The sequence below is a fragment of the Dactylosporangium sp. NPDC006015 genome, from assembly GCF_040614215.1.
In the GTDB taxonomy this organism is placed as follows: domain Bacteria; phylum Actinomycetota; class Actinomycetes; order Mycobacteriales; family Micromonosporaceae; genus Dactylosporangium; species Dactylosporangium maewongense.
This window is the reverse complement of the sequence record NZ_JBEXUD010000050.1, coordinates 13,770-39,654: the sequence shown is the minus strand read 5'-3', so window position 1 is coordinate 39,654 and position 25,885 is coordinate 13,770. Positions and strand designations below refer to the sequence as shown.

The following is a 25,885-nucleotide window of genomic DNA, read 5'->3' as shown; positions in this document are numbered from 1 at the left end:
CATGAAGGCCTCAGATGGGGATCGGCCGCGTGACCCGGCCCGCTCGGCCGAGGACCTCGCATCGCTGTACACGCGCGGGGCGGCCTGTCTCGCGGCGGCGATCGCCGCGCGGCCGGACACCGCCGCCGAGGTGACCGGCCGCCCCAACCGCATCGCGGTGATCAGCGACGGCAGCGCCCTGCCCGGCGTCGGCGACGTCGGGCCGGTCGCGGCACTGCCGCTGCTGGAGGCCAAGGCCGCCCTGTACGCCGGCATCGCTGACATCGACGCCGTGCCGATCTGCGTCAGCACCGGCGACGCCCCCAGCACCGACAGCCTGGTCGCCACCATCCGGGCGATCGCGCCCACGTTCGGGGCCATCGATCTCACCGGCTTCGCCGCACCCGGATGCCGGGACCTCGAGCGCCGGCTGCGGATCGCGCTCGAGGTCCCGGTCTTCCACGACGAGCAGCACGCGACCCCGGTCGTGGTGCTGGCCGCGCTGCGCAACGCGCTGCGGGTCGCCGGCAAGGACCTGCGCACCGCCCGCATCGCCGTGCTGGGCGCGGGCGTGACCGGCGATGCGGTGACCCGGCTGCTGTTGTACGCCGGCGCCCGCGACGTGACCGTCTGCACCGGGCAGGCGATCGCCGGCCCCGATGTCGACGCGTTGCCGGAGCACGCCGCCTGGCCGGCGGACCGCACCAGCCCGCGACGACTGCACGGCGGCCCGGCACAGGCCGTCGCCGGCGCCGACGCCGTCATCGGCCTGGACACCGACGGGCAGCTGGACCGGCGGCTGGTGGACACGATGCAGGCGCCGCCGGTGGTGTTCGCGCTGGCCGGGCCGCCGCCCACGACTGGATCGACGGCGGTGACCGCGAGCTGTCACCCTGACCACCCGAACCAGGTCACCGGCCTGCCGGCCTTCCCCGGCATCGTCCGCGGGCTGCTCAACGCCGGCGCACCGCGGATCACCACGACGATGCTCCTCGCCGCGGCCGACGTCCTCGCCGGTTGGGTCGGCGAGGACATCCTCGGGCCGCACCGCCTGCTGCCCGACCCCTTCGATCCCCGGCTGGTCTCGACCGTGGCGGCCGCGGTCGCCGCCGTCGAGGCGTCACGCCGCCGCGCGCAGCATGCCGAGCCGACCGATCCACCGCCGGGACAGCGGAACTAGGATCGGCGACCCGCGGCCTGATCGATGCCCGGCCCGGGGCCGACGCTCGACGGGACCGGCTGGGGCTGCACGGGCGAACGGCCCCACGTGGCGTGCCGGGTGGCGGCGAGCAGCACGAGCAGCCCGAGGAAGCTGAGCGCCGCTCCGGCCCACAGCGTCGAGGTGTACCCGAGTCCGGCGCCGATGGTGACGCCGCCGACCCAGGCGCCGAGCGCGTTGCCGACGTTGAAGGCGGCGATGTTGGCTCCCGAGGCCAGGGTCGGTGCCTGCCCGGCGTACTGCATGATGCGCATCTGCAGGCCGGGGACGGTGGCGAAGCCGAACGCGCCCATGAGCGCGAGCGAGACGATGGTCAGCACCTGGTTGGACGCGGTGAGCGCGAAGAGGACCAGGACGGCGGTGAGCGCGGCGAGGACGACCGTCAGCGTCCTGGTCACGGACCGGTCGGCGGCCTTGCCGCCCAGGCTGTTGCCGATGAACAGGCCGGCGCCGAAGAGGACCAGCAGCCACGGCACGGTGCCGACGGCGAACCCGCTGACCTTGGTGAGCGTGTACGCGATGTAGGTGAACGCACCGAACATGCCGCCGAAGCCGAGGACGGTGATCAGCAACGAGAACCAGACCTGCGGGTGTGCGAAGGCGCGGATCTCGTGGCGCAGGCTCACCGGTGCGGCGGCGGTGCTCGTGCCGGCCGGGACGAGGGTGGCCATGCCGATCAGGGCGACGACGCCGATGCCGGTGATGGCCCAGAACGTGGAGCGCCAGCCGAGCTGCTGGCCCAGGAACGTGCCGAACGGGACGCCGAGCACGTTGGCGGCGGTCAGACCGGTGAACATCATGGCGATGGCGGCGGCCCGCCGGGCCGGCGCGACGAGACCGGCCGCGACGACGGCGCCGATGCCGAAGAACGCCCCGTGGGACAGGGCGGCGACGACGCGCCCGGCCATCATCACCGAGTAGGTGCCGGCCAGCGCGGACGTCAGGTTCCCGGCGATGAACAGCACCATGAGCCCGGTGAGCACATGTTTGCGGTTGAACCGCGTGACCGCGGCGGTCAGGCCGATCGCGCCGGCGGAGACCGCCAGGGCGTAGCCGGAGATCAGCCAGCCGGCGGCGGACTCGGTGACCCCGAAGTCGGTGGCGACTTCCGGGAGCAGGCCCATGATCACGAACTCGGTGAGGCCGATGCCGAAGCCTCCGATCGCCAGGGCGAGAAGCCCCAGGGGCAGGCGCTGCGTCGGAGCAGACATGAAGGCCCTCCAGGTAGCGATAGATACAGCGCGCTTGCAACTACCGGCGCGTGCAACTCAACACTTGCACGCGCCGTATATCGGCGCAAGCGTGCCGTAGCCCACAAACCAAGCGTCTGCAACTATCGGCGTACGCGTCTAGAATCGCCGTAGGACTCGGGAGGCGACATGGGCATCGGCGACGACGCGGTCGAGATCCGCGCCCAGGGCTGGCGGACCCTCGCCGCGCTGCACGGCCTCATCGACGCGGCGCTGGAGAAGGCGCTGCAGACGGAGCACCAGCTGTCCGTCGTGGAGTACACGGTGCTCGACGCCCTCTCCCGCCAGGACGGCTGGCACATGCGCATGCAGCAGCTGGCCCGGGCGGCCGCGCTGTCCAGCAGCGCCACCACCCGCCTGGTCAACCGCCTGGAAGACCGCGGCCTGCTCACCCGCGTGCTGTGCCAGGACGACCGCCGCGGCATCTACACCGAGCTCACCGCCGCGGGCCGGGCCTTGTACGAGCAGGCCCGCCCCGCCCACGACGAAGTCCTCGCCACCACCCTGGCCGAGGCCGGACAACTGCCCGAGCTCGGACCGCTGGTCGACGCCCTGCACCAGCTGCCCGCCAGGTCCGGGGCCTGATCCCGCCCGACGGAGTCCGGCACCGGACGCGACCGTGCAGGCGATGGTCGGGGCCGCGGCGAACGGCTATGGTGACCGGCATGCGTGACGGGTGCGGCTTCGGCGGCATCGGCAGGCGCTCCGCCCTGTCGATGCTGGCGTTGGTGGCCGTGCTGCTGGTCGCGATCGAGGCCGCCCGGGACATCGGACTGTGCATCGTGTTCCGCTTGGCCCGGCGTGCGGTCCCGGGATGTGTTCCGGCATGGTCGGCGGACCGGGCACCGCCGCGGCGCGCGGTCACCGTCTGAAGCCGCCCGCCGCGCAGCGTCCGAGCGTGACGCTGCCCCGTGTGATCTGGAAGCACCATGCCCACGTTCCGTGATAGACCCTGTCCGCAGGCACCCCGTCCCCCCATGTCCGGTCGCCGATCGCGGTCGCCGATCGCGCTACCGGCGCTGGGGTGATGGTCATGCCCACCCCGGGCGCGTACGCCGAACGCTGTCTCGCTCTCGACCTGGGAACGTCGACCGTCCGGCTGTGGACACCGGCGACCGGCACGGCGATTACCGCACCCACGGTCCTTGCCCGGCTCGAGGGCGACCGGTTCGTCGCCGGGCACGCCGCGCTCGCCTCGCCCGCCGACGAGAGCAGCGTGACGTGGCCGGTCCGCGGCGGAGTGGTGCGTGACTTCTTCGCCTGCGTGCAGATGCTGCGGCTGCTGGTCGCCGATCTCGGGCTGCCCTCGGATCCCACGTTGCGGGTGCTCGCCGGGGTACCGGCCACCGCCACCCCGCGCCAGCGGACCATGCTCGTCGCCGCGGCGCGCCAAGGCGTCGGGGGGCGCGTGACCGCCGTGGAGGAACCCCTGGCGGCAGCGTTGGCCTGCCGGCCAGACGCCACGGACACCGACGCCGATCTGGTCGTGGTGGACATCGGGTCGGGACGGACCGAGATCGCACGCATCGCCGACGGCAGTGTCGTGGCCGCGCACCATGTCGACGAGACCGGCCTGGTCGACCTCATCCCGGCGATCGCCGACTGCGTGCGACGCCTGCACCGTCCACGCGGCAGGCGGCACCGGTTGCAGCTCACCGGTGGTGGGGCCATGACGCCCGGAATCGCCGGCCAGCTGGCCGGCCTGACCGGCCGGTCGGTCACCATGCCGGCCGATCCGTCGCTGGCCACGCTCACCGGCCTGCGGCTGCTGCTCACCGGCTGACGGGACCCGGACAGCCGTCCTCACGTAGCAGACGGCTACGCGAACTCTTCCCAACACCCTCGGAGTTGTTCATGGACATCGAACGCGTCTCGCTACCCGGCATCGGAACCTGCCGGACCTTCACCAGCGCGACCGGTCGCCGGGTGGGAGTCATCACCCACCACGCCGGCAGCCGCCGGGACCTCATCCACAGCAGCAGCGACGATCCCGACGCCAGTTGCAGCCTCACCCTGAACCGAGACGAGGCGATCGCCCTGGCCGGCCTGCTCGGCATCTTCGACATCGTCAACACCGACGGCACCGGCGATCAGAAGCCGGCGGCCGGCGCGCCGGCACGCTGACCGCGACCGGCGGTGTTCCGCCCGGCGGCCACACCGACCGGATCCCGGTCGGTGTGGCCGCCCACGGTGGTCAGCCCTGGCGCTGCTTCCCCGCAGGGCGCGCGGGAGCACCCCGAGCCACTCGACCGGGATCGTCCCGCCGCACCTGCCGTACCCCGCTACCGCAGCGGGTCGAACGGAGCCAGCTGCGGCGGGGCCTCACCCTTGAGGATCGTCTGGGCCATCAGCTGCCCGGTGACCGGGCCCAGTGCGACGCCCCACATCCCGTGGCCGCCCGCCACGAACACCCGAGGAGCGGCGGTCGCCCCGGCCAGTGGCAGGCCATCAGGGGTGCACGGGCGCGAACCGACCCATTCGTCGCGCCGGTCGTCGAGGTGTACCCCGTGCAGAAACGGCCGCACGGCATCCACGATGGCCGCGATCCGGCGCGGGTCCAGCGGATCGCCGGGGCGCCGGAACTCCATCATCCCGGCCACCCGCAGACGGCCGTCCAACGGCGTGCACGCCACGCGCTGCGCGGGAAAGTACAACGGTCCACCCGGCAGCCGCTCCGCCGGCACACTGAAGCTGTAACCCCGCCCCGCCTGCACCGGCCGCCGCACCCCGAAACGCGCGGTCAACTCCCCCAACGCCGCCCCGGTGGCGACCACGACGGCGTCGTGCCGGTCCTGATGTCCGGACCGGCACACCACGCCGACGCCCCCGGGTTCCACCCGCAGATCGAGGACATCGCAGCCCTCCACGACCTGCCCGCCACGCGCACGCACCGCCGCCGCGAGCGCATCGACGAACCGTGGCGGGTCCAGATACCGCTGTCCGTAGATCTGGACGGCGGCCTCGACGCGGTCCGTCAGCACCGGCTCGATGACCCGCGCCCGCAGGCCCGGCACCGGATGGAACCGCACGTCCTGCCCGGCGGCGCGGATCTGCTCCAGCTCGGCCAGCAGCCCTCGCCGGTCGCGTTCACGGGCATAGCAGGCCAGGAAGTTGGCCGCCTGGGTCGTCGTCGCGGCCACGCCTCCGGCCGTCAGCACGTCGAACGCCTCCAGTGACCGCTCGTTGAGCGGTACATAGGCGGCCATGCCACGCCGCCATCGCCGCGCGGTGCTGTGTGCGGCGAACGATGTCAGGAACCGCAGCAGATGCCGGTCGGCGCGCAGCGGCACGTACACCGGCGACCGGGCGCTGAGCACCGCCCGCAGCCCGTAGCGCAGCACCGCCGGCTCGGGCAGCGGCGCCGCCAGCCCTGGCGTCAGCCAGCCCGCGTTGCCCCACGACGCGCCGGCACCGGCGTGGCGACGCTCGTACACCGTGACCTGGACACCGGCCTCCTGCAGGAACCACGCGGTGGACAGGCCGACGATGCCCGCTCCGATCACCGCCACCGTGTCCGGGGCGTGCCCCACGAGCCCGGGACCGTCGTGTCCGGTCGGCTGAGACGACATGCCGCTCCTCTCCACGATCCGGCGCCGGTGCCGTACCGAAGAATCCCCAGCATCCGCCGGCGGCCGGCGGCATACACCACCAGCGGTCGGCAAACCTCGGGCCGGCGCCGTTGCCGGGCACCGGCAAACGTCGCCCCTGCTCGGCGGCACCACCGACGTCGATCTCGTCCTCAAGCTTGGTGGCATCGGCTTCACCGTGGCACGACGACCGGTCGAGTTCCGTAACAGCGTCGACGGCCCGAACCGGACGCTGCCGGAACACTTCGTCACCGCACGCTGCGACACCGGCGCCGGGCTCGGCGTCGTCGGCAGCAAGTACGAGGTGCTGCAGAACGAGGACGCATTCGCGTTCCTGCAGGACCTCGTCGACCGCCACGACGTGCTCTGGGAGTCGGCGACGGGAGCCCGCTCGTCCGTCCTGGCGCCTCCCGGACCGTCGTGGCGGCTTTCAGCATTTCCTGTGCGAGGACGACCTGCTCGTCGGCGGCTTTCGCCTGAGCCGCGTTGATCTCGACCTGCTTCTGCAACTCCGGCAACTGCTTGGCAGCGGTCCGGGCCGCACCGCGCCTTGGCGCGGCCGGGGTCAGAGCGTGTTGCGGTACGGCGGCATGAACCGCAGGCGGGGCATCTGGTCGGCGAGCACGCCGCCGTCGACGACGAGATGGGTGCCGGTGATGTACCGGCCGGCGTCGGAGGCCAGCAGGAGCAGCGCGCCGACGCAGTCCTCCGGGCGCCCGTAGCCGCCGCGGAGCGGGATCCGCTCGGCCCACGCCGCCTCGAAGGCCGCGCGGTCGAACGGGAACTCGCCGTCGATCGGGGTGGCGATCATGCCGGGCGCGATCGTGTTCACGGTGATCCCATGCGGGCCCAGCTCGGCGGCGAGCGAGCGGGTGAGCAGCTCGACGGCGCCCTTCGAGGCGTTGTAGTGGGCCAGCCCGGCCTCGGCGACAAGGCCGTTCTTCGAGGAGATGTTCACGATCCGGCCGGAGACCCCGTCGGCGATCATGTGCTCGGCGACGCGCTGCGCGAGGAAGAACACGGCCTCGACGTTGACCCGCATGACCGCCCGCCAGCCGGCGACGGTGATCTCGTTGAAGTGCTCCAGCGCGGCCACCCCGGCGTTGTTGACCAGGATGTGCAGCGGGCCGTGGGCGCGGCGCAGCTCGTCGGCCCAGGGCGCGATCGCCTCGGTGTCGGCCAGGTCGAATGCGTGTGGGTGGCAGGCCCGGCCGGCGGCGGTGACGGCGGCGACGGTCGGTCCGAGATCCGCGCCGGGGCGGTCGACCGCGATGACGTCGGCCCCGGCGCCGGCCAGACCGGCGGCGAACGCGGCGCCGAGGCCCCGGGCGGCGCCGGTCACCAGGGCGGTCCGGCCGGTCAGGTCAAACGCGGTCACGACAGCCCCAGCAGGTCCAGCGACGGGCGGTGGATCAGCCGTTCGATCTGCTCGGGGTCGAGCGGGTCGAGCCCCGGGATGCCGGGGACCCGGCCGACCGCGCGCAGCCCCTCGACTGAGGCGTCGACGGTGGTGAACGGGTAGTCGCTGCCGAACAGCAGCTTGTCCCACACGCCGTAGTCCTGGACCAGCCGGAGGCTGTGCCAGAGCTGGAACGGCCGGTAGTGCAGCGCGGACACGTCGGCGTAGACGTGCGGGTGCTTGCGGATGACCGCGATGCACTCCCCTTCGTAGGGGTGGCCGAGGTGGGCGAGGACCATGCGCAGCTCGGGATGGCGGATCGCGACCTCGTCGAGGTGTACCGGCAGCGCGTACCGCAGCGGCGCCGCGGACACGAAGGTGGTCCCGGTGTGCACGAGCAGCGGCAGCCCGTGCCGGGCCGCGTAGGCGTACAGGTCGTCGTAGGCGGGGTCGGCGGGGTCGAACCCGGCGTACATCGGCATGAGCTTGATCCCGCGCAGCCCGAGGTCGGCGTGGCCGTGCTCCAGCTCGTCGCGCCAGCCGGGCTGGGTCGGGTCGAGGGCGAGGTAGCCGATGAGCCGCTCGGGCCGGGCGGCGACGTAGGCGGCGACGGCCGCGTCGTCGACCCACAGCCCGGATCGGCGGGCCTTGCCGCCGACGACGATCGTGCGGGTGTCGGGCGGCGCGGTGGCGGCGTACTCCGCCCAGCGCACGGTCAGGTCCACGTGACCGCCGTGGGCCCGGGAGGCCTCGGCGGCGAACGGGTCGCCGACGTGCTCCGGGCAGTCGAACAGGTGCGAGTGGACGTCGACGATCATCGGCGGTCCCGCTTCTCCCAGCCCTCGGCGAACATGTTCCAGAAGCCGTGGCTCGGCGGGTGCTCGGCGAAGACCTCGTCGTCGAGCTCGATGCCGAGTCCGGGCGCGGTCGGCAGCTCGATGTGCCCGCCGGTCATCGGCAGCGCGCCGCGCACCGCGTCGAACACGTAGTCCTCCAGCATGCCGTCGAACGTCTCCAGGATCTTGAAGTTTGGCATCCCGAGGACGGCGTGCACGGAGGCGGTGGTGCACAGCGGCGAGTTGGAGTTGTGCGGCGCGACGACCATCGCGTGCTGGTCGGCGATGGCGGCGAGCTTGCGGACCTCGGTGAAGCCGCCGGCCATCGACAGGTCCGGCTGGATGATGTCGACCGCCTCGGTGGCGAACAGCCGCGCGTACTCGTAGCGGTTGTGGAAGTGCTCGCCGCCGGAGATCGGCATCGTCGCCCGGGCCCGCAGCTCGGCGTAGCGCTCGATGTGGGTCCACGGCAGCGGCTCCTCGAACCAGCCGAGGTCGAACGGCGCCAGCTCGTGGACGAGCCGCACGGCGGTGTGCATGGCGAAGCGGGCGTGTCCCTCGACGAACAGCTCCACGTCGGGGCCGACCGCCTCGCGGACCGCGGCGACGATCGCCACCGACCTGTGCAGCTCCGTACGGGACAGCTCGCCGAGCCCGGCGCCGAACGGGTCGAACTTGAGGGCGGTGTAGCCGCGGGCCACGGTGGCGACGGCCCGTTCGGCGAAGGCGGCGGGCTCGCGGTCGCCGGTGTACCAGCCGTTGGCGTAGACCCGGACCCGGTTGCGGCAGGCCCCGCCGGTCAGCCGGTAGGCCGGGACGCCGAGTGCCTTGCCCATCAGGTCGTACAGCGCCTGGTCGACGCCGGAGAGCACGATCCCGCCGACGTCACCGCCGCGCAGGAAGTCGCCCTGGTACAGCCGCAGCCAGATCTCCTCGACGTCGAACGGGTCGGCGCCGATGAGATGGCGGGCGGCCATCGCCTCGGCGAGCTGGCAGGTCTCGCGTCCCCGGTACGGATGGGTGATCTCGCCGACGCCGCTGAGCCCGGCGTCGGTGTGCACGCGCACGTAGGAGAAGTCGCGCCAGGCGGTGCCGAGGCTGAGCGTCTCGACGCGGGTGATCCGGCCGGCCGGCCCGACCGGGCGGGTGGTGTCGACGGTCAGCATCGGCTCACCCGTTCCCCACGGCGCCACCCATGGTGGCGGTGCCGGCCAGCTCGGTGACGCCGCCCGCGGCGAGCGTGTCGCGGACCGCCGACCGGGTGGCCTCCAGGAGGTGGTCGACGTCGGCGTCGGTGTGCGCGTAGGAGACATGGTTGCGCTTGAGGTTGAGCGGCAGTTCGAAGACGCCGTGCTCGGGCATCCGGCGCCGGTAGCCGATGAACATGCCCGCATCGTTGCGCAACAGGTCGTCGTATGTGCGGGGAACCCGCCCGTCCATGAAGTAGCTGACAAAGACCGACCCGTGGCCGGTGACCACGGCGGGCACGCCGAGGTCGGCGAAGACCTCGGCGAGGCCGGCGCGGATCCGCTCGCCGAGCCGGTACACGTGCTCGTGGACCGGCTCGGTGCGCAGCTTGCCGAGGGTGGCGAGCGCGGCGGCGACCATGGCCGGGTGGCCGTTGTAGGTGCCGGCGAAGAACGCCGGCGCGCCGGGGCGGGTGCTGAACAGGTCCATCAGGTCGGCCCGGCCGCCCAGCGCGCCGATCGGGTAGCCGTTGCCGAGGGCCTTGCCGAGCGTGGTCAGGTCTGGGGTGACGCCGCTGATGCGCTGCCAGCCGCCGAGGTCGTGCCGGAAGCCGGTGATCACCTCGTCGAAGACGAGGACGCTGCCGGCGCGTGTGCACTCGTCGCGCAGTGCCTGCAGGAACTCCGGATCGGGCAGCAGGCAGCCGACGTTGTGCGGCACCGGCTCGACGATGACCGCGGCGATCTGCTCGCCGTGCTCGGCGAAGGCCGCGCGCACGGCCGGCGCGTCGTTGAAGCGCAGCACGAGGGTGGCGTCCAGGACCTCGGGCAGGATGCCGGTCGAGATCGGGTCCTGCACGCCGACCCGGTCGGGGGCGGAGATGACGTTGAGGCTGACCGCGTCGTGCCAGCCGTGGTAGCAGCCCTGGAACTTCACTACGAGGCGCCGGCCGGTGGCGGCGCGGGCGACCCGCAGCGCGTGGAACGTCGCCTCGCTGCCGGTGCTGGTGAGCAGTACCTGCTCGATGCTGGGCACCAGCTCGGCGAGGGTCTCGGCGAGCTGGACCTCGCCGTCGGTGACGGCCACGCCGCACAGGTCGAGGCGCTGGCCGGCCTCGGTGACGGCGGCGTTGACGTCAGGGTCGTTGTGGCCGAGCAGGGGCGGCCCGAAGGCCGCGTGATAGTCGGTGTACTCGCGGCCGTCGGTGTCCCAGAAACGCGCACCCGCGGCCCGGGCGATCACCAGCTCGGTGAGCCCGGGGATGCTGCGCTGCCCGCTGTTGACGCCGCCGGGGATGACCCGGCGGGCGCGCTCGGCGAGCGTGGTGCCGGATGGGGCCGATCGTGGCTTCACACCTAACTCCTCATCGGTGCGGTGCCATGGCCCAGCCCGGTCATGGCGCCGCGATGTCTTCCGCCGCATGAGAATTTCTGAACGCTGTTCGGTACTGCCAAACAGTGTTCAGCATCCTAAGCACGCCTGATCGACGGGGTCAACACGACGGGGGCCGCGGTTTTCGAACAGCTTTGTTACGCTGTTCGGCCTGGGCGAACAGCAGCACGCGAAATGAGGACCATGAGCACCGACGAATCCGACAACGCCAGATACCTGGTCCGCAGCGTCAGCCGCGCGGCCGAGGTGCTGGAGGCGCTCTCCGCCGCCGCCCCCGGTCGCGGGCTGAGCGTCACCGAGGTGGCCCAGGCGTGCGGCCTGTCCAAGAGCACCGTCTTCGCCACCCTCTACACGCTGGGCCAGCACGGGCTGGCGGCGGCCGACGGCGAGGGGCTGAACCGGCGCTACCGGCTCGGCATGGCCCTCGCCCGGCTCGGCGTGCGGGCCCAGGAGCAGCTCTCGCTGCGCGACATCGCCCGCCCGGTGTTGAGCACCCTGACCGCGCAGACCGGGCTCAGCTCCCGGCTCGCCGTGCCCGAGGGCGCCCACGCGGTCGTCATCGACCAGGTCAGCAACGGCGAGCGGATCCAGCTCGACCTGCGGATGGGCACCCGCGAGCTGCCGCACTGCACCGGCCTGGGCAAGGCGCTGCTGGCCGAGATGAGCCCCGCGCAGGTCGCCGAGCTCATCGGCCGGGTCGGGCTGCCGAAACGCACCGACCACACGATCACCGACCTCGACTCGCTCCAGGCGCACCTGGACGAGGTCCGCACCGCCGGTTACGCCCTGGACGACGAGGAGGACGCCGACGGCGTGTTCTGCATCGGCAGCGCGCTGCGCGACCACACCGGCGGCTGCTGCGGCGCGATCAGCGTGACCGGCCTCAAGCTCGGCCTGCCCGCCTGGCGCTACCAGGAGGTGGGCCGGCAGGTGCGGCAGGCCGCCGACGAGATCTCGGCCCGCCTCGGCCACGTCGATCACCGCGACAACGCTTGACACCGAGTTCACGGGCTGTTTAAAGTCCCCGCCAACGTCACGACCAAGGTCGTGACCCTCTCGGGCGAACTAGCTGACTCCCGACGCGCCGCAGCCCCGGTGCCGGGACGTTCCGGTCAGCAGCTCCGCCGCCTGCGCGCCTCGCGCGTTTGCCCGACCTTCACCCCCAAAGAACCGCACCGCTGTGCGGCGGCGTCGCCGCACGGCTGGACCGCGAAGGTTGAGGCTTTCCATGGGTCAACCCGGCTCGCCCCCACCCGACCACGTCACGCCCGAGGACCGGATCCTCGCGGTGGACACGGTCGCCGCCCTCAACGCCATCCACCCGGCCCTGTTGACCGCCCGCACCATGGTCCGTGTCGCCGGCTACCACACTCCCGGCGACGGCGGCGGCACGCTGCTGCGCTGGGACCCGGCCAGCACGGCCGCCGGCAACGGCGGCACCGTCCACAGTCCTCACGGCCGCCCGGCCGGCCGCTGGCTGGCCGTGCACGCGGGCGTCGGCGACTTCCGGATGTTCGGCGTCTTCGGCCGCGACACGCCGGCCGACGACGCCCTCGACGCCATGGTCGGCGATCCGTCGATCCAGCGCGTCGAGGCCCACACCGACCTGCGATTCGTCAAGCGGCACACGTTCGGCCGCAGCGACATCGAGCTCGACTTCGGCGGCCACACCGTCCACACGGACGGCATCGAGCGCAACACCCACGACAACCCGTTCGGCGCGGTGCTGTACTTCCGCGGCACGCCGACCGGTGCCCCCGTCGTCCACACGCTCACCGAGACCGTGCCGGAGCTGTCCGACGTGTTCCAGGTGCCCGACGCGAAGCAGTTCGCGGTCGGCCAGTGGTGGACCGCGACCAGCAACCCGCTCACCGGCGCCGACGAGCGCGAGCTGCAGAAGATGGTGCAGGTCACCCAGATCGTCGACGCCACCCACATCCGGGTCGGCTACCTCAACGGCTGGCAGCTCGACCCCGGGCGTACGGTCACCTGGCAGCGGGTCGAGCCGGTCCGCCGGGCGCACGTGCGCAACATGGTCTTCCTCGGGTTCGTCGCGTTCACCGGCGAGTACCCGGGGTCCGGCCCGGACGACCGGGAGTACAGCGGCTCCCACCCGGTCGCCTACGAGTACGCGGTGCGCTGCGACGTCGAGGGCATCCACGCCACCGGAACCTGGTGGCCGGTCATCATGCGCCGCTGGTGCACCCACTTCACCACCGCGAACTGCACCCTCAAGAACCCGCCGACGGTCATGTACGGCGGGGCCGGCTACCTCACGCAGCAGATCTACTGCCTTTACGGCCATGTCGTCGACTGCCGCAGCTCCAACGCCCGGCACCTCAACGACCTCACCGCCTCGGCGTACTGCACCGTGGAGAACTGCCACGGCGACGGCGACGACGCCGGCGGCAACCCGTTCACCACCCATGGGCAGTACGAGCACGACCTCGTCTTCACCGGCAACTCCGGCCTGATGGACATCGCCAACAGCGGCGGGCAGTGGGGCATCAGCGCCAAGCGGATCACGATCCGCCGGCACGTCTGCTCCTGGTTCGTCGCCGGCACCAAGATCACCGACCTGACGCTGGAGGACGTGCGGGTCATCGCCCGCTCCACGTTCGACCCGGCCGGCACCCTCCAGGTCAACGCCGACGGCATCCAGATGCGCGGCTGCTCGGCCCGCACGCTGAGCATCGCGCAGCGCTCGGCCCGATCCCGCCGGCCCAACATCATCGCCGACTGCGAGTTCGACCAGCCCGCCGGCACCGTCGTCCACCAGACGCCGGTCAGCAACCCCGTGCACTTCGTCCGGACCACGTTCCGCGGCCTGAACGGCGCGATCCTGCGCGGCGCCGGCCCGGTGCACTTCACCGACTGCGTGCTGACCGGCTCGCCCGGCGCGGCGCCGCTGCAGATCGGCGCCGCCGAGGTCGTCGTGCACGGCGGACGCCTGACCGATACCGGCATCGAGCTGTCGGCTGTGCGGGACCAGCGCCTGGTCGTCGGCGGCGGCGCGACCGTCACCGGCACCAACGCCCGTGGCGCGCTGCTGACGCGGGCCGCCGGCACCGGGCAGGTTCGCATCGAGCTCGGCGACTACCGCAGCACCGCCACGGGCGCGGCCACCGCGCACGTTCGCGTCGACACCGGCGTCAACCGGTACCGGGCCGTCGGCGCCCGCTTCACCGGCGGCCGCCTCGTGCTCGCCGAGGCGGGCTTCGGCGGTACCTCCACGCTGCTGCACACCGGATGCGTCGAGGACGGGGTCGGCCGCGAGCTGCCCGCCGACTCCGCCCGGATCGTCACCACCGACAACCTCACCGTCTGACCGGCAGGAGACCCTCCGATGGATCGCTCCGAATCGACGACCCGCCGCGCGCTGCTGCGCGCCTCCGGGCTCGGCGGCCTGGCCCTCGCCGGCACCGCCCTCGCGCTCTCCCCAGCCTCGGCGGCTCACGCCACCCCCTACTCGCCGGGCGACGACGCCGACCGGCTCAGCCCGATGCGCGACGCCGTCTTCCACGTCGGCTCCGTCGCGGCGCTGCTCGCCCTGCAGTACCGCGCCCTTGTCCCCGGCCAGCTCGTGCACGTCGACGGCCACCTCGCGGCCGGCGACGGCGGCGCCCGGCTGATGCGCTGGGACCCGGCGAGCAGCGCGCCGGCCAACGGCGGCACCGTCCTCGACCCGCAGCGCGACCGGCCCGGCCCGGGGCGCTGGCTGCAGGTCCACGACGGCGTCGTCGAGTTCCGGCACTTCGGCGTCTTCGACGCGAGGACACCGGCCGACGCCGCGCTCGACGCGATGGTCGGCGACCCGTCGATCCACCGCATCGAGGCGCACACCGACCTGCACTTCGTGAAGCGCCACCGGTTCACCCGCAGCGACCTGGTGCTCGACTTCGGCGGGCACACCATGTCGACCGACGGGATCGAGGACGCCGGCCGTGACGACCCGTTCGCCGCCGTACTGTTCTTCCGCGGCACGGTCACCGACCAGGTCCACACCCACACCCTCACCGAGGCCGTGCTGGAGGGCTGGGACTCCTTCCAGGTCGGCGACTCCGCCGCGTTCGCGGTCGGTCAGTGGTACGCGGTCGAGGTAAACAAGCTCGCCGGCGCCTGGGAACGCGAGCTGCAGAAGCTCGTGCAGGTCACCCAGATCATCGACGGCACACACATCCGCATCGGCTACAAGAACGGCTGGGAGCTCGCCGCCGGCCGGACGCTGACCTGGACGCGGGTCGAGCCGGTCAGCCGGGTCCACGTGCGCAACCTGGTCTTCACCGGCAACGGCGGCGACCAGTACACCGGATCGCACCCGATCGCCTACGAGTACGCCGTGCACTGCGACGTCGCCGACGTCGACGCCACCGGCTCGTTCTGGCCGGTCATCATGCGCCGCTGGTGCACCCACTTCCACACGGCCCGGTGCACGCTGAAGAACCCGACCTCGGTCACCTGGGGTGGCGCCGGCTACCTCACCCAGCAGATCTACTGCCTGTACGGGCACGTCGAGGACTGCCGCACGTCCAACGCCCGGCACCTCAACGACTGGACCGCCTCCGCCTACGGCTACGTCACCAACTGCCACGGCGACGGCGACGACCAGGGCCCGTTCGTCACCCACGGCCAGTACGAACACGACCTCGTCTACACCGGCAACTCCGGGCTGATGACGTTCGCCAACTCCGGCGCCGCGTGGGGCTCGGCGGCCAAGCGGATCACCGTGCGCAAGCACGTCTGCTCGTGGTTCGTGGCCCGGGTGAAGGTCACCGACCTGACCCTCGAGGACGTCCAGGTGATCCGCAAGGCCGGCCTCGCCGGCTCCGGCATGCTGTGGGTCAACGCCGACGGCGTCCAGCTGCGCGGCTGCTCGGCCGACGACACGCTGATCATCTCGCAGCAGTCGAGCCGCTCCGGGCGGCCGAACGTCATCGAGGGCTGCGCGTTCCGGCTCGCCACCCCCGGCACGGAGGTGGTGCAGGCCAGCGTCACCGCGCCGGTACACCTGGTGCGCACGAGCATCACCGGCCTCGACGGGCACGCATTCAACGGGCCGGGACCGCTGTACCTGACCGGCACGACGCTGACCGGCGCGGCCACCGCCGCTCCGATCGCCGTCAAGTCGGCCGACGTCCGCGTCGACGGCGGCACGCTCACCGACACCGGGATCCGGCTCGCCGGCGCCGCCGACCAGCGCATCACCGTCGGTGGCGGCGCGGTGCTCAGCGGTACCAACGCGGCCAAGGCCTTCCTGTCCCGCGCCGCGGCGACCGGCGCCGTCACCTGGGACCTCGGCGCCTACGTGAGCACCGCCGCCGACGGCGACACCGTCCACGTGGCCGTCGAGTCCGGCCGCAACCGGTACTCGGCCGTCGGTGCCCTGTTCACCCGTGGCCGGCTGCGGCTGGCCGACGCGGGCTTCGGCGACGGCTCCTCCCTGCTGCACACCGCGTGCGTCGAGGAGGGCGTCGCCCGGGCGTTGCCGCCGGCCGGGCCGCGGGTCCGCGACACGGGCAACCTCAGCGTCTGACTACTGACCGGCAAGGAGAAGACGACGTGGAGCAGCAGGTGACGGTGGCGCTGGTGGGCGCCGGGAACCGGGGTCAGACGTACGCGCGCTGGGTGGCCGACCACCCGCAGCGGGCGCGGCTGGTCGCGGTCGCCGACCCGCGCCCGCACCAGCGCGGCCTCGTCGTGGCCGACAACCCCGGCGCCGCCCAGTTCACCGGCTGGGAGGAGCTGCTCGGCGCCGGGGTCGAGGCCGACGCGGTGATGATCGCCACCCAGGACCGGATGCACGTGGCGCCGGCCGTCGCGTTCGCGCGGGCCGGCCACCACCTGCTGGTGGAGAAGCCGCTCGCGCCAACCGAGGCGGAGTGCCGCGAGATCGTCAACGCGGTCCGCGCCACCGGCGTGCTGTTCGCGGTCTGCCACGTGCTGCGGTACACCCCCTACACCGACCTGGTGAAGCGGGTCGTCGACAGCGGTGTGCTCGGCGAGATCGTCAGCGTCCAGCACCTGGAGCCGGTCGGCTGGTGGCACTACGCCCACTCCTATGTGCGGGGACCGTGGCGGCGGGAGGACCTCGCGGCGCCGATGCTGCTGGCGAAGTCCAGCCACGACCTCGACTGGATCAGCTACGTCACCGGCCGGCGCATCGCGCAGGTCGCCAGCTTCGGCGGCCTGCGCCACTTCCGGCCCGACCAGCGCCCGGCCGGTGCCACTGAGCGGTGCCTCGACTGCCCGGTCGAGGCCGCCTGTCCTTACTCGGCACCGAAGCTGTACCTGCCGCGGCTGCGCGAGCGGGGAGCGGTGTGGCCGGTCAGCGTCGTCACCGACGGCACCGACGAGGCCGCGCTTCTCGACGCGCTGCGGACCGGACCGTACGGGCGCTGCGTGTACAGCGGCGACAACGACGTCGTCGACCACCAGGTCGTGGCCATGGAGCTGACCGGCGGCGTCACCGCCACGTTCACCATGACCGCGTTCACGGAGCAGACCCACCGTCAGACCCAGCTGTTCGGCACCCACGGCATGCTCTCCGGCGACGGCGAGCGGGTCCGGGTGCACGACTTCCGCACCGACCGGATCGAGGTCCTGGAGACCGGCCCGGTCGGCGGTTCCACCGCCGCCGACGACCACGGCGGCGGCGACAGCGGGCTGATGGACGCCTTCATCCGCGCCGTCGCCACCGGCGACGGCGCGGACATCCGGTCCGGACCGGACCAGTCGCTCGCCAGTCACCTCGCGGTCTTCGCCGCCGAGGCGGCCCGGCACACCGGCACGGTCGTGACCGTGCCCGCGCAGTGAACCATTACTCACGAGAGGAACTACTGATGCGAGTTCGCAGGTTCGCGCCGGTCGCGGTCGCCGCGCTGGTGGCCGGGCTGCTCGCCGCGTGCGGCGGCGGGTCCGGCGACAGCGGCGGCGGGTCCGACGAGAAGGCGTCGGTCACGATGTGGATCTACCCGGTCATCCCCGACCAGGCGGCCCACACCGCCTTCTGGAACGAGCAGGTCACCGCGTTCAAGGCCAGCCACCCGAACATCGACGTGAAGGTCGAGATCTTCCCGTGGGCGAAGCGGGAGGAGTCCCTGACCACCGCGATCGCCGGCGGCAAGGGTCCCGACGTCGTGTACCTGATCCCCGACCAGCTCGGCAAGTTCAACAAGATGATCGAGCCGCTGGACAGCTACCTGCCGGCCGACGCCAAGGCCGACTACCTCGACAACGTCAAGGCCGCCGTCACCCTCGACGGCAAGATGCTCGGCGCGCCGATCCTGACCAGCAGCAACCCGCTGATGTGCAACGCCAAGGTGTTCGCCGAGGCCGGCATCACCGACTACCCGGAGACCTGGGACGACCTGCTCACCCTGGCCCCGCAGTTCAAGGCCAAGGGCTTCGACGTCACCAACTACTACGCCGACCCGGCCGCCACCCTGAACCAGTCGTTCTACCCGCTGCTGTGGCAGGCCGGCGGCGACGTGTTCAGCAAGGACGGCAAGAAGGTCGCGTTCGACGGCCCCGAGGGCGTCAAGGCCCTGACCTTCCTCAAGCAGCTCGCCGACGGCGGCTACGTGCAGAAGGACCTGCTCACCAGCATCCCGGCCTTCGAGCAGACCAACGTCGCCAAGAACAAGGTCGCCTGCACCTGGCAGCACGTGCCGGCCGACGTCAAGACGTTCTGGGGCGCGGACAACATCAAGATCTTCCCGCCGCTGAAGGATGTCAAGAGCATCGGCTACGGCACCGTCGGCAGCCTCGCCATGCTCAAGGGCAGCTCGGCGAAGAAGGCCGCCGGCGAGTGGATCACGTTCGCCAGCCAGCCGTCGGTCACCTCGGCCTACGAGACGAAGAGCGGCTACTTCCCGGCGAAGAAGTCGGCCGGCACGCTCTACGCGTCGGACCCGATCAACAGCGCGATGGAGAAGACCCTCGCCAGCACCACGGTCGGCGCGCTGAACGAGAAGAGCCGCGAGGTGATGGGCATGCTCGCGCCCGAGATCCAGGCGGCGCTGATCGGCAAGAAGACCCCCGAGCAGGCGCTCGCCGACGCGGCCAAGGCCGCCAACGCCCTGCTCTGACCCTCCGGTCCGGCCCGCCGCGGCACCCTCGCGGCGGGCCGGCTCCCTTGTTCACGGAAAGGACGGCGGATGGCCGAAACAGCACAGGTGGCCGAAATAGCACAGGTGCCGGCGCGGCGGACCCGGCGGGTTGTGGCCCGGCGCGAGGCCCGGTGGGGCCTGCTCTTCGTCCTTCCCGCGTTCCTGCTGTTCCTCGTGTTCCGGTTCGGCCCGGCGATCGCGGGGCTGGTGCTCGGGTTCATGGAGTACTCCATCGGCGCCGACGCCGAGTGGACCGGGCTGGACAACGCCCGCCGCCTCGCCGAGGACCCGGTCTTCTGGCAGGCGCTGCGGGTCACCGTCGTCTACACCCTGCTGTACGTGCCGGTGACCGTCGCCGTCTCGGTCGGGCTGGCCCTGCTGGTCCGGCGCGGCTTCCGCGGCGTCGGCTTCTTCCGCTCGGTGTTCTTCCTGCCGGTCGTCACCAGCCTCGTGCTCGTGGCCACGATCTTCGCGTGGGTCTTCTCGAGCGACGGCCCGTGGTCGCGGATCCTCGGCTGGTTCGGGCTGCCCGACGACTCGTGGCTCGCCTCCACCACGCTGGTCCTGCCGGCGCTCGCCCTCGTCGGCGTCTGGTCGCACTTCGGCTACGGCATGCTCATCGTCCTGGCCCGCCTGCAGGACCTGCCGCGCGAGCAGGAGGAGGCGGCGCTCACCGACGGGGCCGGGCCGTGGCAGCGGTTCCGCTGGATCGTCCTGCCGCAGCTGCGGCCGGTGCTGTTCTTCCTGCTGGTGATCGAGACGACCGCCTCGTTCCAGGTCTTCGACCTCGTCTACGCGATGACCGGCGGCGGCCCGGCGCGGGCCAGCTACACCCTCGTCATGGCCCTGTACGAGCAGGGCTTCAAGTACTTCGACCTCGGCTACGCGAGCGCCATCGGCGTCGCGTTGTTCGTGCTCACGCTCTTCGTCGCGCTGATCCAGCGGCTGGCCCTCGGGAGGGACAAGTGACCGTCACGACCGCGCCCCGTCGGCCCCGTCGGCCTCGCGCCTACCGCGCCCTGCAGCCCGGCCCGGCCGGCAAGGTGCTGCGCACTGTGCTGCTGGCCGTGGCGAGCGTCGTCACGCTGTTCCCCTTCTACGCGATGGTGGTCCTGAGCCTCAAACCGGCGGCAGCCGTCGAGTTCCCGGGCAGCCTGCTGCCGTGGCCGATCGACACCGGCGCCTACGGCAAGGTCCTGGAGGCCCAGAGCATCCTGCGCTGGCTGCTGAACACCGCGATCTACTCGGTCGTCAGCGTCGTGCTGGTGCTGCTGCTCGCCGCGATGGCCGGCTACGCGTTCGCGAAGAAACGCTTCCCCGGCCGGGAGACGATGTTCTGGTCCTTCCTGGCGATGGTGATGGTGCCGTACCACGTGACGCTCATCCCGACGTTCATCCTCATCGCGAAGGCCGGCGGCGTCGACACCTACTGGGGCCTGATCCTGCCCACCCTCGCCAACGCCCAGGCCGTGTTCCTGATGCGCCAGTTCATCCAGGGCCTGCCGGATGAGCTGTTCGAGGCGGCCCGCATCGACGGTGCGTCGGAGTGGCGGATGTTCACCCGGATCGTGCTGCCGTTGTGCAAGCCGATCCTCGCCACGCTGGGCGTGTTCGTCTTCCTGTGGCACTGGAACGACCTGCTCTGGCCGCTGATCATCGGGCAGAGCGGGGACATGCGCACGCTCACCGTCGGCATCGCCTCGCTCCAGCAGGAGCAGGTGCCGCTCAACGTCATGCTCGCCGGCTCGGTGATCGCGTTCGTGCCCATCTTCGCCGCCTACCTCGTCGGCCAGCGGTACTTCACCGAGGGCGTCACGATGTCCGGAATCAAGGGATGAGACCCGTGTTCAGCAGCGAAACCGAACTGGAGGACCGGCTCGCCCGGCCGTCGCCGGCGCTCGTCGCCGACCTCGCCGAGGGCGCCGGCGACCTCGTCGTCCTCGGCGCCGGCGGCAAGATGGGCCCGTCGCTGTGCCGCCTGGCCCGCCGCGGCCTCGACGCGGCCGGGCGCACCGGCGACCGGGTGTACGCCGTGTCGCGCTGGTCCGACGAGAAGGCCGCCGCGGCGCTGGCCGCCGACGGCGTCGAACCGGTGCCGTTCGACCTGCTCGGCGACCGCGACCTGCGGGAGCTGCCCGACGCGACCGACGTGGTGTTCATGGTCGGCGCGAAGTTCGGCACCTCGGCCGCCCCCTACCTGGCCTGGGTCGTCAACGCGGTGCTGCCCGCCGCCGTCGCCCGCCGCTACGCGGGCGCCCGGATCGCGGCGTTCTCCACCGGCAACGTCTACCCGCTCGTGCCGGTCGCCTCCGGCGGCTGCGTCGAGGACGACCCGACCGGCCCGGTCGGCGACTACGCGATGAGCTGCCTCGGCCGGGAGCAGGTGTTCGCCCACGCCGCCGCCACGAGGGGCACCCCGGTGACGGTCCTGCGGCTCAACTACGCGGTCGACCTGCGCTACGGGGTGCTCGCCGACGTCGGCCAGGCCGTCCTCGCCGGCACGCCGATCGACGTCACCACCGGCCACGTCAACGTGGTCTGGCAGGGCTACGCCAACGAGGTCGCCCTGCGCTCCCTGCGCCACGCCAGCACCGGCGTGTTCACCCTCAACCTGACCGGCCCGGAGACCGCACCGGTGCGCCGCCTCGCCGCCAGGTTCGGCGAACGGCTCGGCCGGCCGGTGACCATCACCGGCACCGAGGCCCCCGCCGCGCTGCTCAACGACGCCACCCGCTGCCACGCACTGTTCGGCTATCCGGACGTGCCGCTCGGCACCCTCGTCGACTGGCAGGCCGACTGGCTCGCCGCCGGCCTGCCCACCTCGGGCAAGCCGACCAAGTTCGCCGTCCGCGACGGGAGGTTCTGACCGTGGGCCTTGATCTGCTCCGGTCGGGCACCGTCATCCCGGCGCACCCCCTCGCCCTCACCGCTGGCCGGGCCCTCGACGAGCGGCGGCAGCGCGCGCTCACCCGCTACTACCTGGCCGCGGGCGCGGGCGGCGTCGCCGTCGGCGTGCACACCACCCAGTTCGAGATCCGCCAGGCCGGGCTGCTCGCACCGGTGCTGGCGCTCGCCGCCGAGGTGGTCGACGCCGAGGCCGGCCGTCCGGTGGTGAAGATCGCCGGGGCGTGCGGCGACACGGCACAGGCGGTCGCCGAGGCCGAGCTCGCCGCCGGCCTCGGCTACGACGCCGTGCTGCTGTCGCCGGTCGTGCCGGGCGCCGACGAGGCCGCCCTGCTGGAGCGCGCCCGGGCGGTGGGCACGGTACTGCCGGTGGTCGGCTTCTACCTCCAGCCCGCCATCGGCGGCCCGCGCCTGTCCACGGCGTTCTGGCGGGCGTTCGCCGACCTGCCGTCGGTCGTGGCGGTCAAGCTCGCGCCGTTCGACCGGTACCGCACCCTGGAAGCCGTCCGCGGGATCGTGTCCGCCGACCGGGGCGAAGAGGTCGCCCTCTACACCGGCAACGACGACCACATCGTCGGCGACCTGCTCGGCCGGTTCGCCGGGCGGCGCTTCGCCGGCGGCCTGCTCGGCCAGTGGGCTGTCTGGACCCGCGCCGCGGTGGCCATGTTCGACCGGGTCCGCGCGGCCCGCGACGGCGACGCCGTCACGCTCGCCGAGCTGACCGACCGCGCGGCGGCGGTCACGGACGCCAACGCCGCCGTGTTCGACGCCGCCAACGCCTTCCGCGGCTGCATCGCCGGCGTCCACGAGGTGCTGCGCCGGCAGGGGCTGCTCGCCGGCGTGTGGTGCCTCGACCCGGGCGAGGGGCTCTCCGCCGGCCAGGCCGAGGAGCTGACCCGGGTCGCGGCCGCCTACCCGTGGCTGACGGACGACGACTTCGTCGAGGAGCACCGCGATGCCTGGCTCCGGTGACGCGCCACGGCGGCCGGTGACGGTCGTGTCGGTGCCGCCCGCCCTGCGCGGCCAGTTCTTCCCGGCCGAGGTCGGCGCCCGGCTGGCCGAGGTCGCCGATTGCGTCCTGGTGGACGACCACGCCGCGGCGGCGCAGTGGCTGCCCCGCGCCGAGGTGCTCGTCACCGCGTGGGGCTTCCCACGGCTGGACGCCGGGCTGCTCGACCTGGCCCCGCGGCTGCGGCTCGTCGCCCACACCGGCGCGTCGGTCAAGCCGTTCGTCACCGACGGGGTGTTCGACCGGGGCATCGCCGTCACGCAGGCGGGGCAGGGCATGGCCCGGTCGGTCGCGGAGGTCGCGCTGGCCTTCACGCTGGCGCTGCTGCATCGGCTGCCCCGCTTCGACCACGCCCTGCACGCGGGCGCCGCGTGGGACGCCGCCGAGCAGGCGCCGCCGCGTGACGAGATCCTCGGCTGCCCGGTCGGTGTCGTCGCCGCGTCGCGGACCGGCCGCGCCTACGTCTCGCTGGTGCGCGCCCTGGGCGCCGAGGTGACGCTGGCCGACCCGACCCTCTCCGCGTCCGAGGCTGCCGCGCTCGGTGCGCGGCTGGCCGGGCTCGACGAGGTGCTCGCCGGCAGCCGGATCGTCGCGCTGCACGCGCCGGTCCTGCCGGAGACCCGGCACCTGCTCGGCGCCCGCGAGCTGGCGCTCCTGCCCGACGGCGCCGGCCTGGTGAACACGGCCCGCTCCTGGTTGGTCGACGAGGCGGCGCTGGTCGCCGAGCTGTCCACCGGCCGCATCGACGCGGCCCTGGACGTCTTCGACGACGAGCCGCTGCCCTCCGGGCACCCGCTGCGGGCGCTGCCGAACGTGCTGCTCACCCCGCACCAGGCCGCCGGCACGGTGCAGGGGCGGCGCCGTCAGGGCGAGATCGTGGTGGAGGAGATCGCCCGGTACGCCGCGGGACAGCCGCTCGCCCACGCGGTGACCCCGCAGCTGCTCACCCGCATGGGCTGAGCATGTACCGCCCGGCCATCCCCTCCGACGAGCCGTCGCTGCGCGCCCTGTGGTCGACGGCCTTTCCCGGCACGGACGTCTTCCCGCTGTGGGCCGGCGACCCGGGGCGCTTCCCCCGTACGTTCGTCGCGGTGGACGCGGCGACGGTTCTGGCCGCCGTCTACTACCTTCCTCGTCGGCTGCGCGCCGCCGACGGCGCTGTGCACCTGGTCGGCGGGATCGCGAACGTGGCGACCCTCCCCGCGGCCCGCGGCCGCGGCCACGCCCGCCGCCTGCTCGACCTGGCCCTGGCCGCGATGACGGCGGACGGCTGTTCCTGGTCGCTGCTGTTCACCGGCACCCCGGACGTCTACCGCGGCAGCGGCTTCGAACCGTTCACGCTGCGCTACCCGACCGGCACACCGGCCCCGGCCGGTCGCACCGCCGAAGCGGCCTCACCGTCCTCCGGCTGGACGATCGGTCCCGGCTCGCTGGCCGAATGGAGCAGGCTCGCCGCAGCCCACCGGGCGTTCAACGCCCACCGCCCACTCACCACCGTCCGGACCGCCGACGACTGGAACCGCCGGGTGCCCGTCTGGTACGCGCCGCCGGCCGAGGTGCTCGTCGCCCACCGGCGCGGCCGCCTCGGCGGGTACGTGGTCCTGCGCCGCACGACCGGCGAGGTACAAGTCCTGGAGACCGCGTGCCGGCCGGGCCGGGAGGACGCCCTTGGCGCCCTGTTCGCCGCCGTCGCCGAGCACGCCCGCGCGGCGGGCGTGCAGCGCTGCACGGCCCGGCTGCCCGCCGACCCTGCGATCGACGCGGCGCTGCCCCGGCTGCTGCGCGACCCGGTGACCGAGACCGACACCACCGGGATGCTCCGGCCCCTACACGCCGCCCCGGAGCTGCTCGCCGCGATGACCGCCGCGCCGGGGGCGTTCCACTGGCCCGGTGACTACCTGTGACGTTCGGGCACCGGCGGAATCTCCGGCGGTCGCCGGATAGTGCGGCGGAACAAAGCGTAGCTTCGGTGGCGAAGCAGGGCCTGCGTCGCCGGAGCCGGCTTCCTATCTGTCGGCTTCGTCGGGTCGTTCCGGGCGGGCCGCCACGACCCGGCACAGCAGCGCCGCGACGGCGCCGGTGACCGCGCCGACGATCGTCCCGGTGACGAGGCTGGACACCGCCGCTGCGCCGCGCACGACGCCGCGCTGCACCGTGGGGTCCACGTCGGCGAGGTTCCCGCCGAGGGTCGGGGTGACCCCGTCGAAGGCGGTGTCCCACAGCAGTTGATGGCCGGCGGCGAGGAACACGCCGTAGAGCGCGCCGATGACCAGGACGGTCACGAACGGGCGCGGCGGCCGCTGCCACAGCACCGCTGCGATCCAGCACAGCGGGGGGAGGAAGACCAGCAGTCCGTTGACGAGGCTGTCCTCCTCGACGACGCCGAGGTCGTGCAGCACGAGCCGGGGCGCGGCCAGTGCGGCCAGGCCGACCAGCACCGGCCAGGAGAACCCGAGCATCCGGCGCGGCCGGCTCATCGCGCGGTCTCCGCGGCGACGCTCGCGCGAGCCGTGTCGCGGGCGAAGCGCAGCAGCGCGGTGAAGGCGAGCACGGCGGTGACCGCGCCGCCGGCGAGACGGACCCGGTGCCCGGCGACGAACTCGTCGGCCACCTGCCGCAGGTACTGCGGGGAGTGGGTACCGACCGGGTCGACGAACATGATCTCGTTGCGGGGCCAGAAAAACACCGCGGAGAACAGGAACTCGCAGGCGATGAAGGCCCCGGCCGCGCCGGCGATCCACCACCGCAACCGCGGGTCGCGCCAGGTGAGCAGCACCGCGGCGAGGCTGCTGAGCACCACTGTGGCGCCCAGCGGCGGGAAGTAGTCGCTCGGGCCGCCCGCGACCATGAACTCCCGGGCCCGTTCCAGCGACGCCGGGGCGTCGCCGAAGATGTTCGGGTAGAGCATCACCGTCTCGGCGGCCACGCCACCGAACGACAGCATCGCGGTCCACACCAGCACCACGAGTGTGATCCAGGTCAGTTTGGTACGGGACACGTTCGGGTCCTCCTGT

The 25,885-nt window shown here is 72.8% G+C and carries 25 protein-coding genes; 17 read left to right on the top strand and 8 right to left on the bottom strand.

Annotation, left to right across the window (positions count from 1 at the left end; all coding sequences use genetic code 11):
* Position 1: 1 nt before the first annotated feature.
* Positions 2-1,159 carry a malic enzyme-like NAD(P)-binding protein gene (locus ABZ321_RS48550; RefSeq protein WP_354903185.1) on the top strand — a complete coding sequence of 386 codons (1,158 nt, stop codon included), beginning with the start codon at positions 2-4 and terminating at the stop codon, positions 1,157-1,159.
* On the opposite strand, the gene ABZ321_RS48545 is transcribed toward ABZ321_RS48550, so the two are convergent.
* Positions 1,156-2,409: an MFS transporter gene (locus ABZ321_RS48545; protein ID WP_354903183.1), complete on the bottom strand. Its 1,254-nt coding sequence runs from the start codon at positions 2,407-2,409 to the stop codon at positions 1,156-1,158. The genes ABZ321_RS48550 and ABZ321_RS48545 overlap by 4 nt on opposite strands.
* A 168-nt stretch (positions 2,410-2,577) precedes the next feature.
* Between ABZ321_RS48545 and ABZ321_RS48540 the strand changes: the two genes are divergently transcribed.
* The 4 genes from ABZ321_RS48540 to ABZ321_RS48525 all read left to right on the top strand — a co-directional run bounded on the left by ABZ321_RS48540 (position 2,578) and on the right by ABZ321_RS48525 (position 4,572).
* A complete protein-coding gene (locus ABZ321_RS48540; RefSeq protein WP_354903182.1) occupies positions 2,578-3,033 on the top strand; it encodes a MarR family transcriptional regulator in 456 nt (151 codons plus the stop codon).
* 80 nt (positions 3,034-3,113) lie between these two features.
* On the top strand, positions 3,114-3,320 hold the full coding sequence (locus ABZ321_RS48535; protein ID WP_344506676.1) for a hypothetical protein: 207 nt from the start codon (positions 3,114-3,116) through the stop codon (positions 3,318-3,320).
* 161 nt (positions 3,321-3,481) lie between these two features.
* Entirely contained in the window at positions 3,482-4,231 is a 750-nt protein-coding gene (locus ABZ321_RS48530) for a rod shape-determining protein (protein ID WP_354903180.1), read from the top strand.
* Between the two features lie 71 nt (positions 4,232-4,302).
* Entirely contained in the window at positions 4,303-4,572 is a 270-nt protein-coding gene (locus tag ABZ321_RS48525) for a potassium transporter TrkA (protein WP_354903179.1), read from the top strand.
* Positions 4,573-4,730: 158 nt separating this feature from the next.
* On the opposite strand, the gene ABZ321_RS48520 is transcribed toward ABZ321_RS48525, so the two are convergent.
* Entirely contained in the window at positions 4,731-6,017 is a 1,287-nt protein-coding gene (locus tag ABZ321_RS48520) for an FAD-dependent oxidoreductase (protein WP_354903178.1), read from the bottom strand.
* On the opposite strand from ABZ321_RS48520, the gene ABZ321_RS48515 reads away from it, so the two are divergent.
* The gene (locus ABZ321_RS48515) at positions 6,016-6,525 is read left to right on the top strand and encodes a DUF932 domain-containing protein (protein WP_354903177.1); all 510 of its coding nucleotides are present in this window, start codon (positions 6,016-6,018) and stop codon (positions 6,523-6,525) included. The two genes, ABZ321_RS48520 and ABZ321_RS48515, sit on opposite strands and share 2 nt — an antisense overlap.
* Before the next feature lie 75 nt (positions 6,526-6,600).
* On the opposite strand, the gene ABZ321_RS48510 is transcribed toward ABZ321_RS48515, so the two are convergent.
* The 4 genes from ABZ321_RS48510 to ABZ321_RS48495 are packed head-to-tail and all read right to left on the bottom strand — an operon-like array spanning position 6,601 to position 10,811.
* Positions 6,601-7,413 (bottom strand): SDR family oxidoreductase, encoded by an 813-nt coding sequence (locus tag ABZ321_RS48510; RefSeq protein WP_354903176.1) that lies wholly within the window; start codon positions 7,411-7,413, stop codon positions 6,601-6,603.
* On the bottom strand, positions 7,410-8,252 hold the full coding sequence (locus ABZ321_RS48505) for an amidohydrolase family protein (RefSeq protein ID WP_354903174.1): 843 nt from the start codon (positions 8,250-8,252) through the stop codon (positions 7,410-7,412). The genes ABZ321_RS48510 and ABZ321_RS48505 overlap by 4 nt, the downstream gene beginning before the upstream one ends.
* On the bottom strand, positions 8,249-9,436 hold the full coding sequence (locus ABZ321_RS48500; protein WP_354903172.1) for a mandelate racemase/muconate lactonizing enzyme family protein: 1,188 nt from the start codon (positions 9,434-9,436) through the stop codon (positions 8,249-8,251). The genes ABZ321_RS48505 and ABZ321_RS48500 overlap by 4 nt, the downstream gene beginning before the upstream one ends.
* Before the next feature lie 4 nt (positions 9,437-9,440).
* Positions 9,441-10,811: an aspartate aminotransferase family protein gene (locus ABZ321_RS48495; RefSeq protein WP_354903170.1), complete on the bottom strand. Its 1,371-nt coding sequence runs from the start codon at positions 10,809-10,811 to the stop codon at positions 9,441-9,443.
* Between the two features lie 222 nt (positions 10,812-11,033).
* Here ABZ321_RS48495 and ABZ321_RS48490 point away from each other — a divergent pair, with 222 nt between their 5' ends.
* The 11 genes from ABZ321_RS48490 (at position 11,034) to ABZ321_RS48440 (ending at position 24,775) form a co-directional block, all read left to right on the top strand.
* On the top strand, positions 11,034-11,846 hold the full coding sequence (locus ABZ321_RS48490) for an IclR family transcriptional regulator (RefSeq protein ID WP_354903169.1): 813 nt from the start codon (positions 11,034-11,036) through the stop codon (positions 11,844-11,846).
* A gap of 232 nt (positions 11,847-12,078) precedes the next feature.
* Positions 12,079-14,178 carry a hypothetical protein gene (locus ABZ321_RS48485; protein WP_354903167.1) on the top strand — a complete coding sequence of 700 codons (2,100 nt, stop codon included), beginning with the start codon at positions 12,079-12,081 and terminating at the stop codon, positions 14,176-14,178.
* 18 nt (positions 14,179-14,196) lie between these two features.
* Positions 14,197-16,383, top strand: coding sequence for a hypothetical protein (locus tag ABZ321_RS48480; RefSeq protein WP_354903165.1), 2,187 nt, complete (start codon positions 14,197-14,199; stop codon positions 16,381-16,383).
* Between the two features lie 26 nt (positions 16,384-16,409).
* Positions 16,410-17,663, top strand: a complete 1,254-nt coding sequence (locus ABZ321_RS48475) for a Gfo/Idh/MocA family oxidoreductase (protein WP_354903164.1) — start codon at positions 16,410-16,412, stop codon at positions 17,661-17,663.
* 26 nt (positions 17,664-17,689) lie between these two features.
* On the top strand, positions 17,690-18,937 hold the full coding sequence (locus ABZ321_RS48470) for a sugar ABC transporter substrate-binding protein (protein WP_354903162.1): 1,248 nt from the start codon (positions 17,690-17,692) through the stop codon (positions 18,935-18,937).
* Between the two features lie 69 nt (positions 18,938-19,006).
* Positions 19,007-19,927 carry a sugar ABC transporter permease gene (locus tag ABZ321_RS48465; protein WP_354903161.1) on the top strand — a complete coding sequence of 307 codons (921 nt, stop codon included), beginning with the start codon at positions 19,007-19,009 and terminating at the stop codon, positions 19,925-19,927.
* Entirely contained in the window at positions 19,924-20,796 is an 873-nt protein-coding gene (locus tag ABZ321_RS48460; RefSeq protein WP_354903160.1) for a carbohydrate ABC transporter permease, read from the top strand. The genes ABZ321_RS48465 and ABZ321_RS48460 overlap by 4 nt, the downstream gene beginning before the upstream one ends.
* 5 nt (positions 20,797-20,801) lie before the next feature.
* On the top strand, positions 20,802-21,824 hold the full coding sequence (locus ABZ321_RS48455) for an NAD-dependent epimerase/dehydratase family protein (protein ID WP_354903159.1): 1,023 nt from the start codon (positions 20,802-20,804) through the stop codon (positions 21,822-21,824).
* Between the two features lie 2 nt (positions 21,825-21,826).
* Positions 21,827-22,834 (top strand): hypothetical protein, encoded by a 1,008-nt coding sequence (locus tag ABZ321_RS48450; protein WP_354903158.1) that lies wholly within the window; start codon positions 21,827-21,829, stop codon positions 22,832-22,834.
* Positions 22,818-23,831 carry a hydroxyacid dehydrogenase gene (locus ABZ321_RS48445; protein ID WP_354903157.1) on the top strand — a complete coding sequence of 338 codons (1,014 nt, stop codon included), beginning with the start codon at positions 22,818-22,820 and terminating at the stop codon, positions 23,829-23,831. The genes ABZ321_RS48450 and ABZ321_RS48445 overlap by 17 nt, the downstream gene beginning before the upstream one ends.
* A gap of 2 nt (positions 23,832-23,833) precedes the next feature.
* Complete coding sequence (locus tag ABZ321_RS48440; RefSeq protein ID WP_354903155.1) at positions 23,834-24,775, top strand: GNAT family N-acetyltransferase; 942 nt, start codon at positions 23,834-23,836, stop codon at positions 24,773-24,775.
* A 102-nt stretch (positions 24,776-24,877) separates the two neighbouring features.
* Here the strand turns inward: ABZ321_RS48440 and ABZ321_RS48435 are convergent, their stop codons facing one another.
* Positions 24,878-25,348, bottom strand: a complete 471-nt coding sequence (locus ABZ321_RS48435; RefSeq protein WP_354903154.1) for a hypothetical protein — start codon at positions 25,346-25,348, stop codon at positions 24,878-24,880.
* Entirely contained in the window at positions 25,345-25,869 is a 525-nt protein-coding gene (locus ABZ321_RS48430; RefSeq protein WP_354903153.1) for a DUF1772 domain-containing protein, read from the bottom strand. The genes ABZ321_RS48435 and ABZ321_RS48430 overlap by 4 nt, the downstream gene beginning before the upstream one ends.
* Positions 25,870-25,885: the final 16 nt, after the last annotated feature.

Bases quoted from the DNA above. Each gene is read 5' to 3' on its own strand.
- ABZ321_RS48445 (WP_354903157.1), top strand. From the start codon at position 22,818: ATGCCTGGCTCCGGTGACGCGCCACGGCGGCCGGTGACGGTCGTGTCG.
- ABZ321_RS48505 (WP_354903174.1), bottom strand. From the start codon at position 8,252: ATGATCGTCGACGTCCACTCGCACCTGTTCGACTGCCCGGAGCACGTC.
- ABZ321_RS48525 (WP_354903179.1), top strand. From the start codon at position 4,303: ATGGACATCGAACGCGTCTCGCTACCCGGCATCGGAACCTGCCGGACC.
- ABZ321_RS48465 (WP_354903161.1), top strand. From the start codon at position 19,007: ATGGCCGAAACAGCACAGGTGGCCGAAATAGCACAGGTGCCGGCGCGG.
- ABZ321_RS48535 (WP_344506676.1), top strand. From the start codon at position 3,114: ATGCGTGACGGGTGCGGCTTCGGCGGCATCGGCAGGCGCTCCGCCCTG.
- ABZ321_RS48480 (WP_354903165.1), top strand. From the start codon at position 14,197: ATGGATCGCTCCGAATCGACGACCCGCCGCGCGCTGCTGCGCGCCTCC.
- ABZ321_RS48500 (WP_354903172.1), bottom strand. From the start codon at position 9,436: ATGCTGACCGTCGACACCACCCGCCCGGTCGGGCCGGCCGGCCGGATC.
- ABZ321_RS48470 (WP_354903162.1), top strand. From the start codon at position 17,690: ATGCGAGTTCGCAGGTTCGCGCCGGTCGCGGTCGCCGCGCTGGTGGCC.
- ABZ321_RS48515 (WP_354903177.1), top strand. From the start codon at position 6,016: ATGCCGCTCCTCTCCACGATCCGGCGCCGGTGCCGTACCGAAGAATCC.
- ABZ321_RS48435 (WP_354903154.1), bottom strand. From the start codon at position 25,348: ATGAGCCGGCCGCGCCGGATGCTCGGGTTCTCCTGGCCGGTGCTGGTC.
- ABZ321_RS48520 (WP_354903178.1), bottom strand. From the start codon at position 6,017: ATGTCGTCTCAGCCGACCGGACACGACGGTCCCGGGCTCGTGGGGCAC.
- ABZ321_RS48490 (WP_354903169.1), top strand. From the start codon at position 11,034: ATGAGCACCGACGAATCCGACAACGCCAGATACCTGGTCCGCAGCGTC.
- ABZ321_RS48545 (WP_354903183.1), bottom strand. From the start codon at position 2,409: ATGTCTGCTCCGACGCAGCGCCTGCCCCTGGGGCTTCTCGCCCTGGCG.
- ABZ321_RS48485 (WP_354903167.1), top strand. From the start codon at position 12,079: ATGGGTCAACCCGGCTCGCCCCCACCCGACCACGTCACGCCCGAGGAC.
- ABZ321_RS48530 (WP_354903180.1), top strand. From the start codon at position 3,482: ATGCCCACCCCGGGCGCGTACGCCGAACGCTGTCTCGCTCTCGACCTG.
- ABZ321_RS48440 (WP_354903155.1), top strand. From the start codon at position 23,834: ATGTACCGCCCGGCCATCCCCTCCGACGAGCCGTCGCTGCGCGCCCTG.
- ABZ321_RS48550 (WP_354903185.1), top strand. From the start codon at position 2: ATGAAGGCCTCAGATGGGGATCGGCCGCGTGACCCGGCCCGCTCGGCC.
- ABZ321_RS48540 (WP_354903182.1), top strand. From the start codon at position 2,578: ATGGGCATCGGCGACGACGCGGTCGAGATCCGCGCCCAGGGCTGGCGG.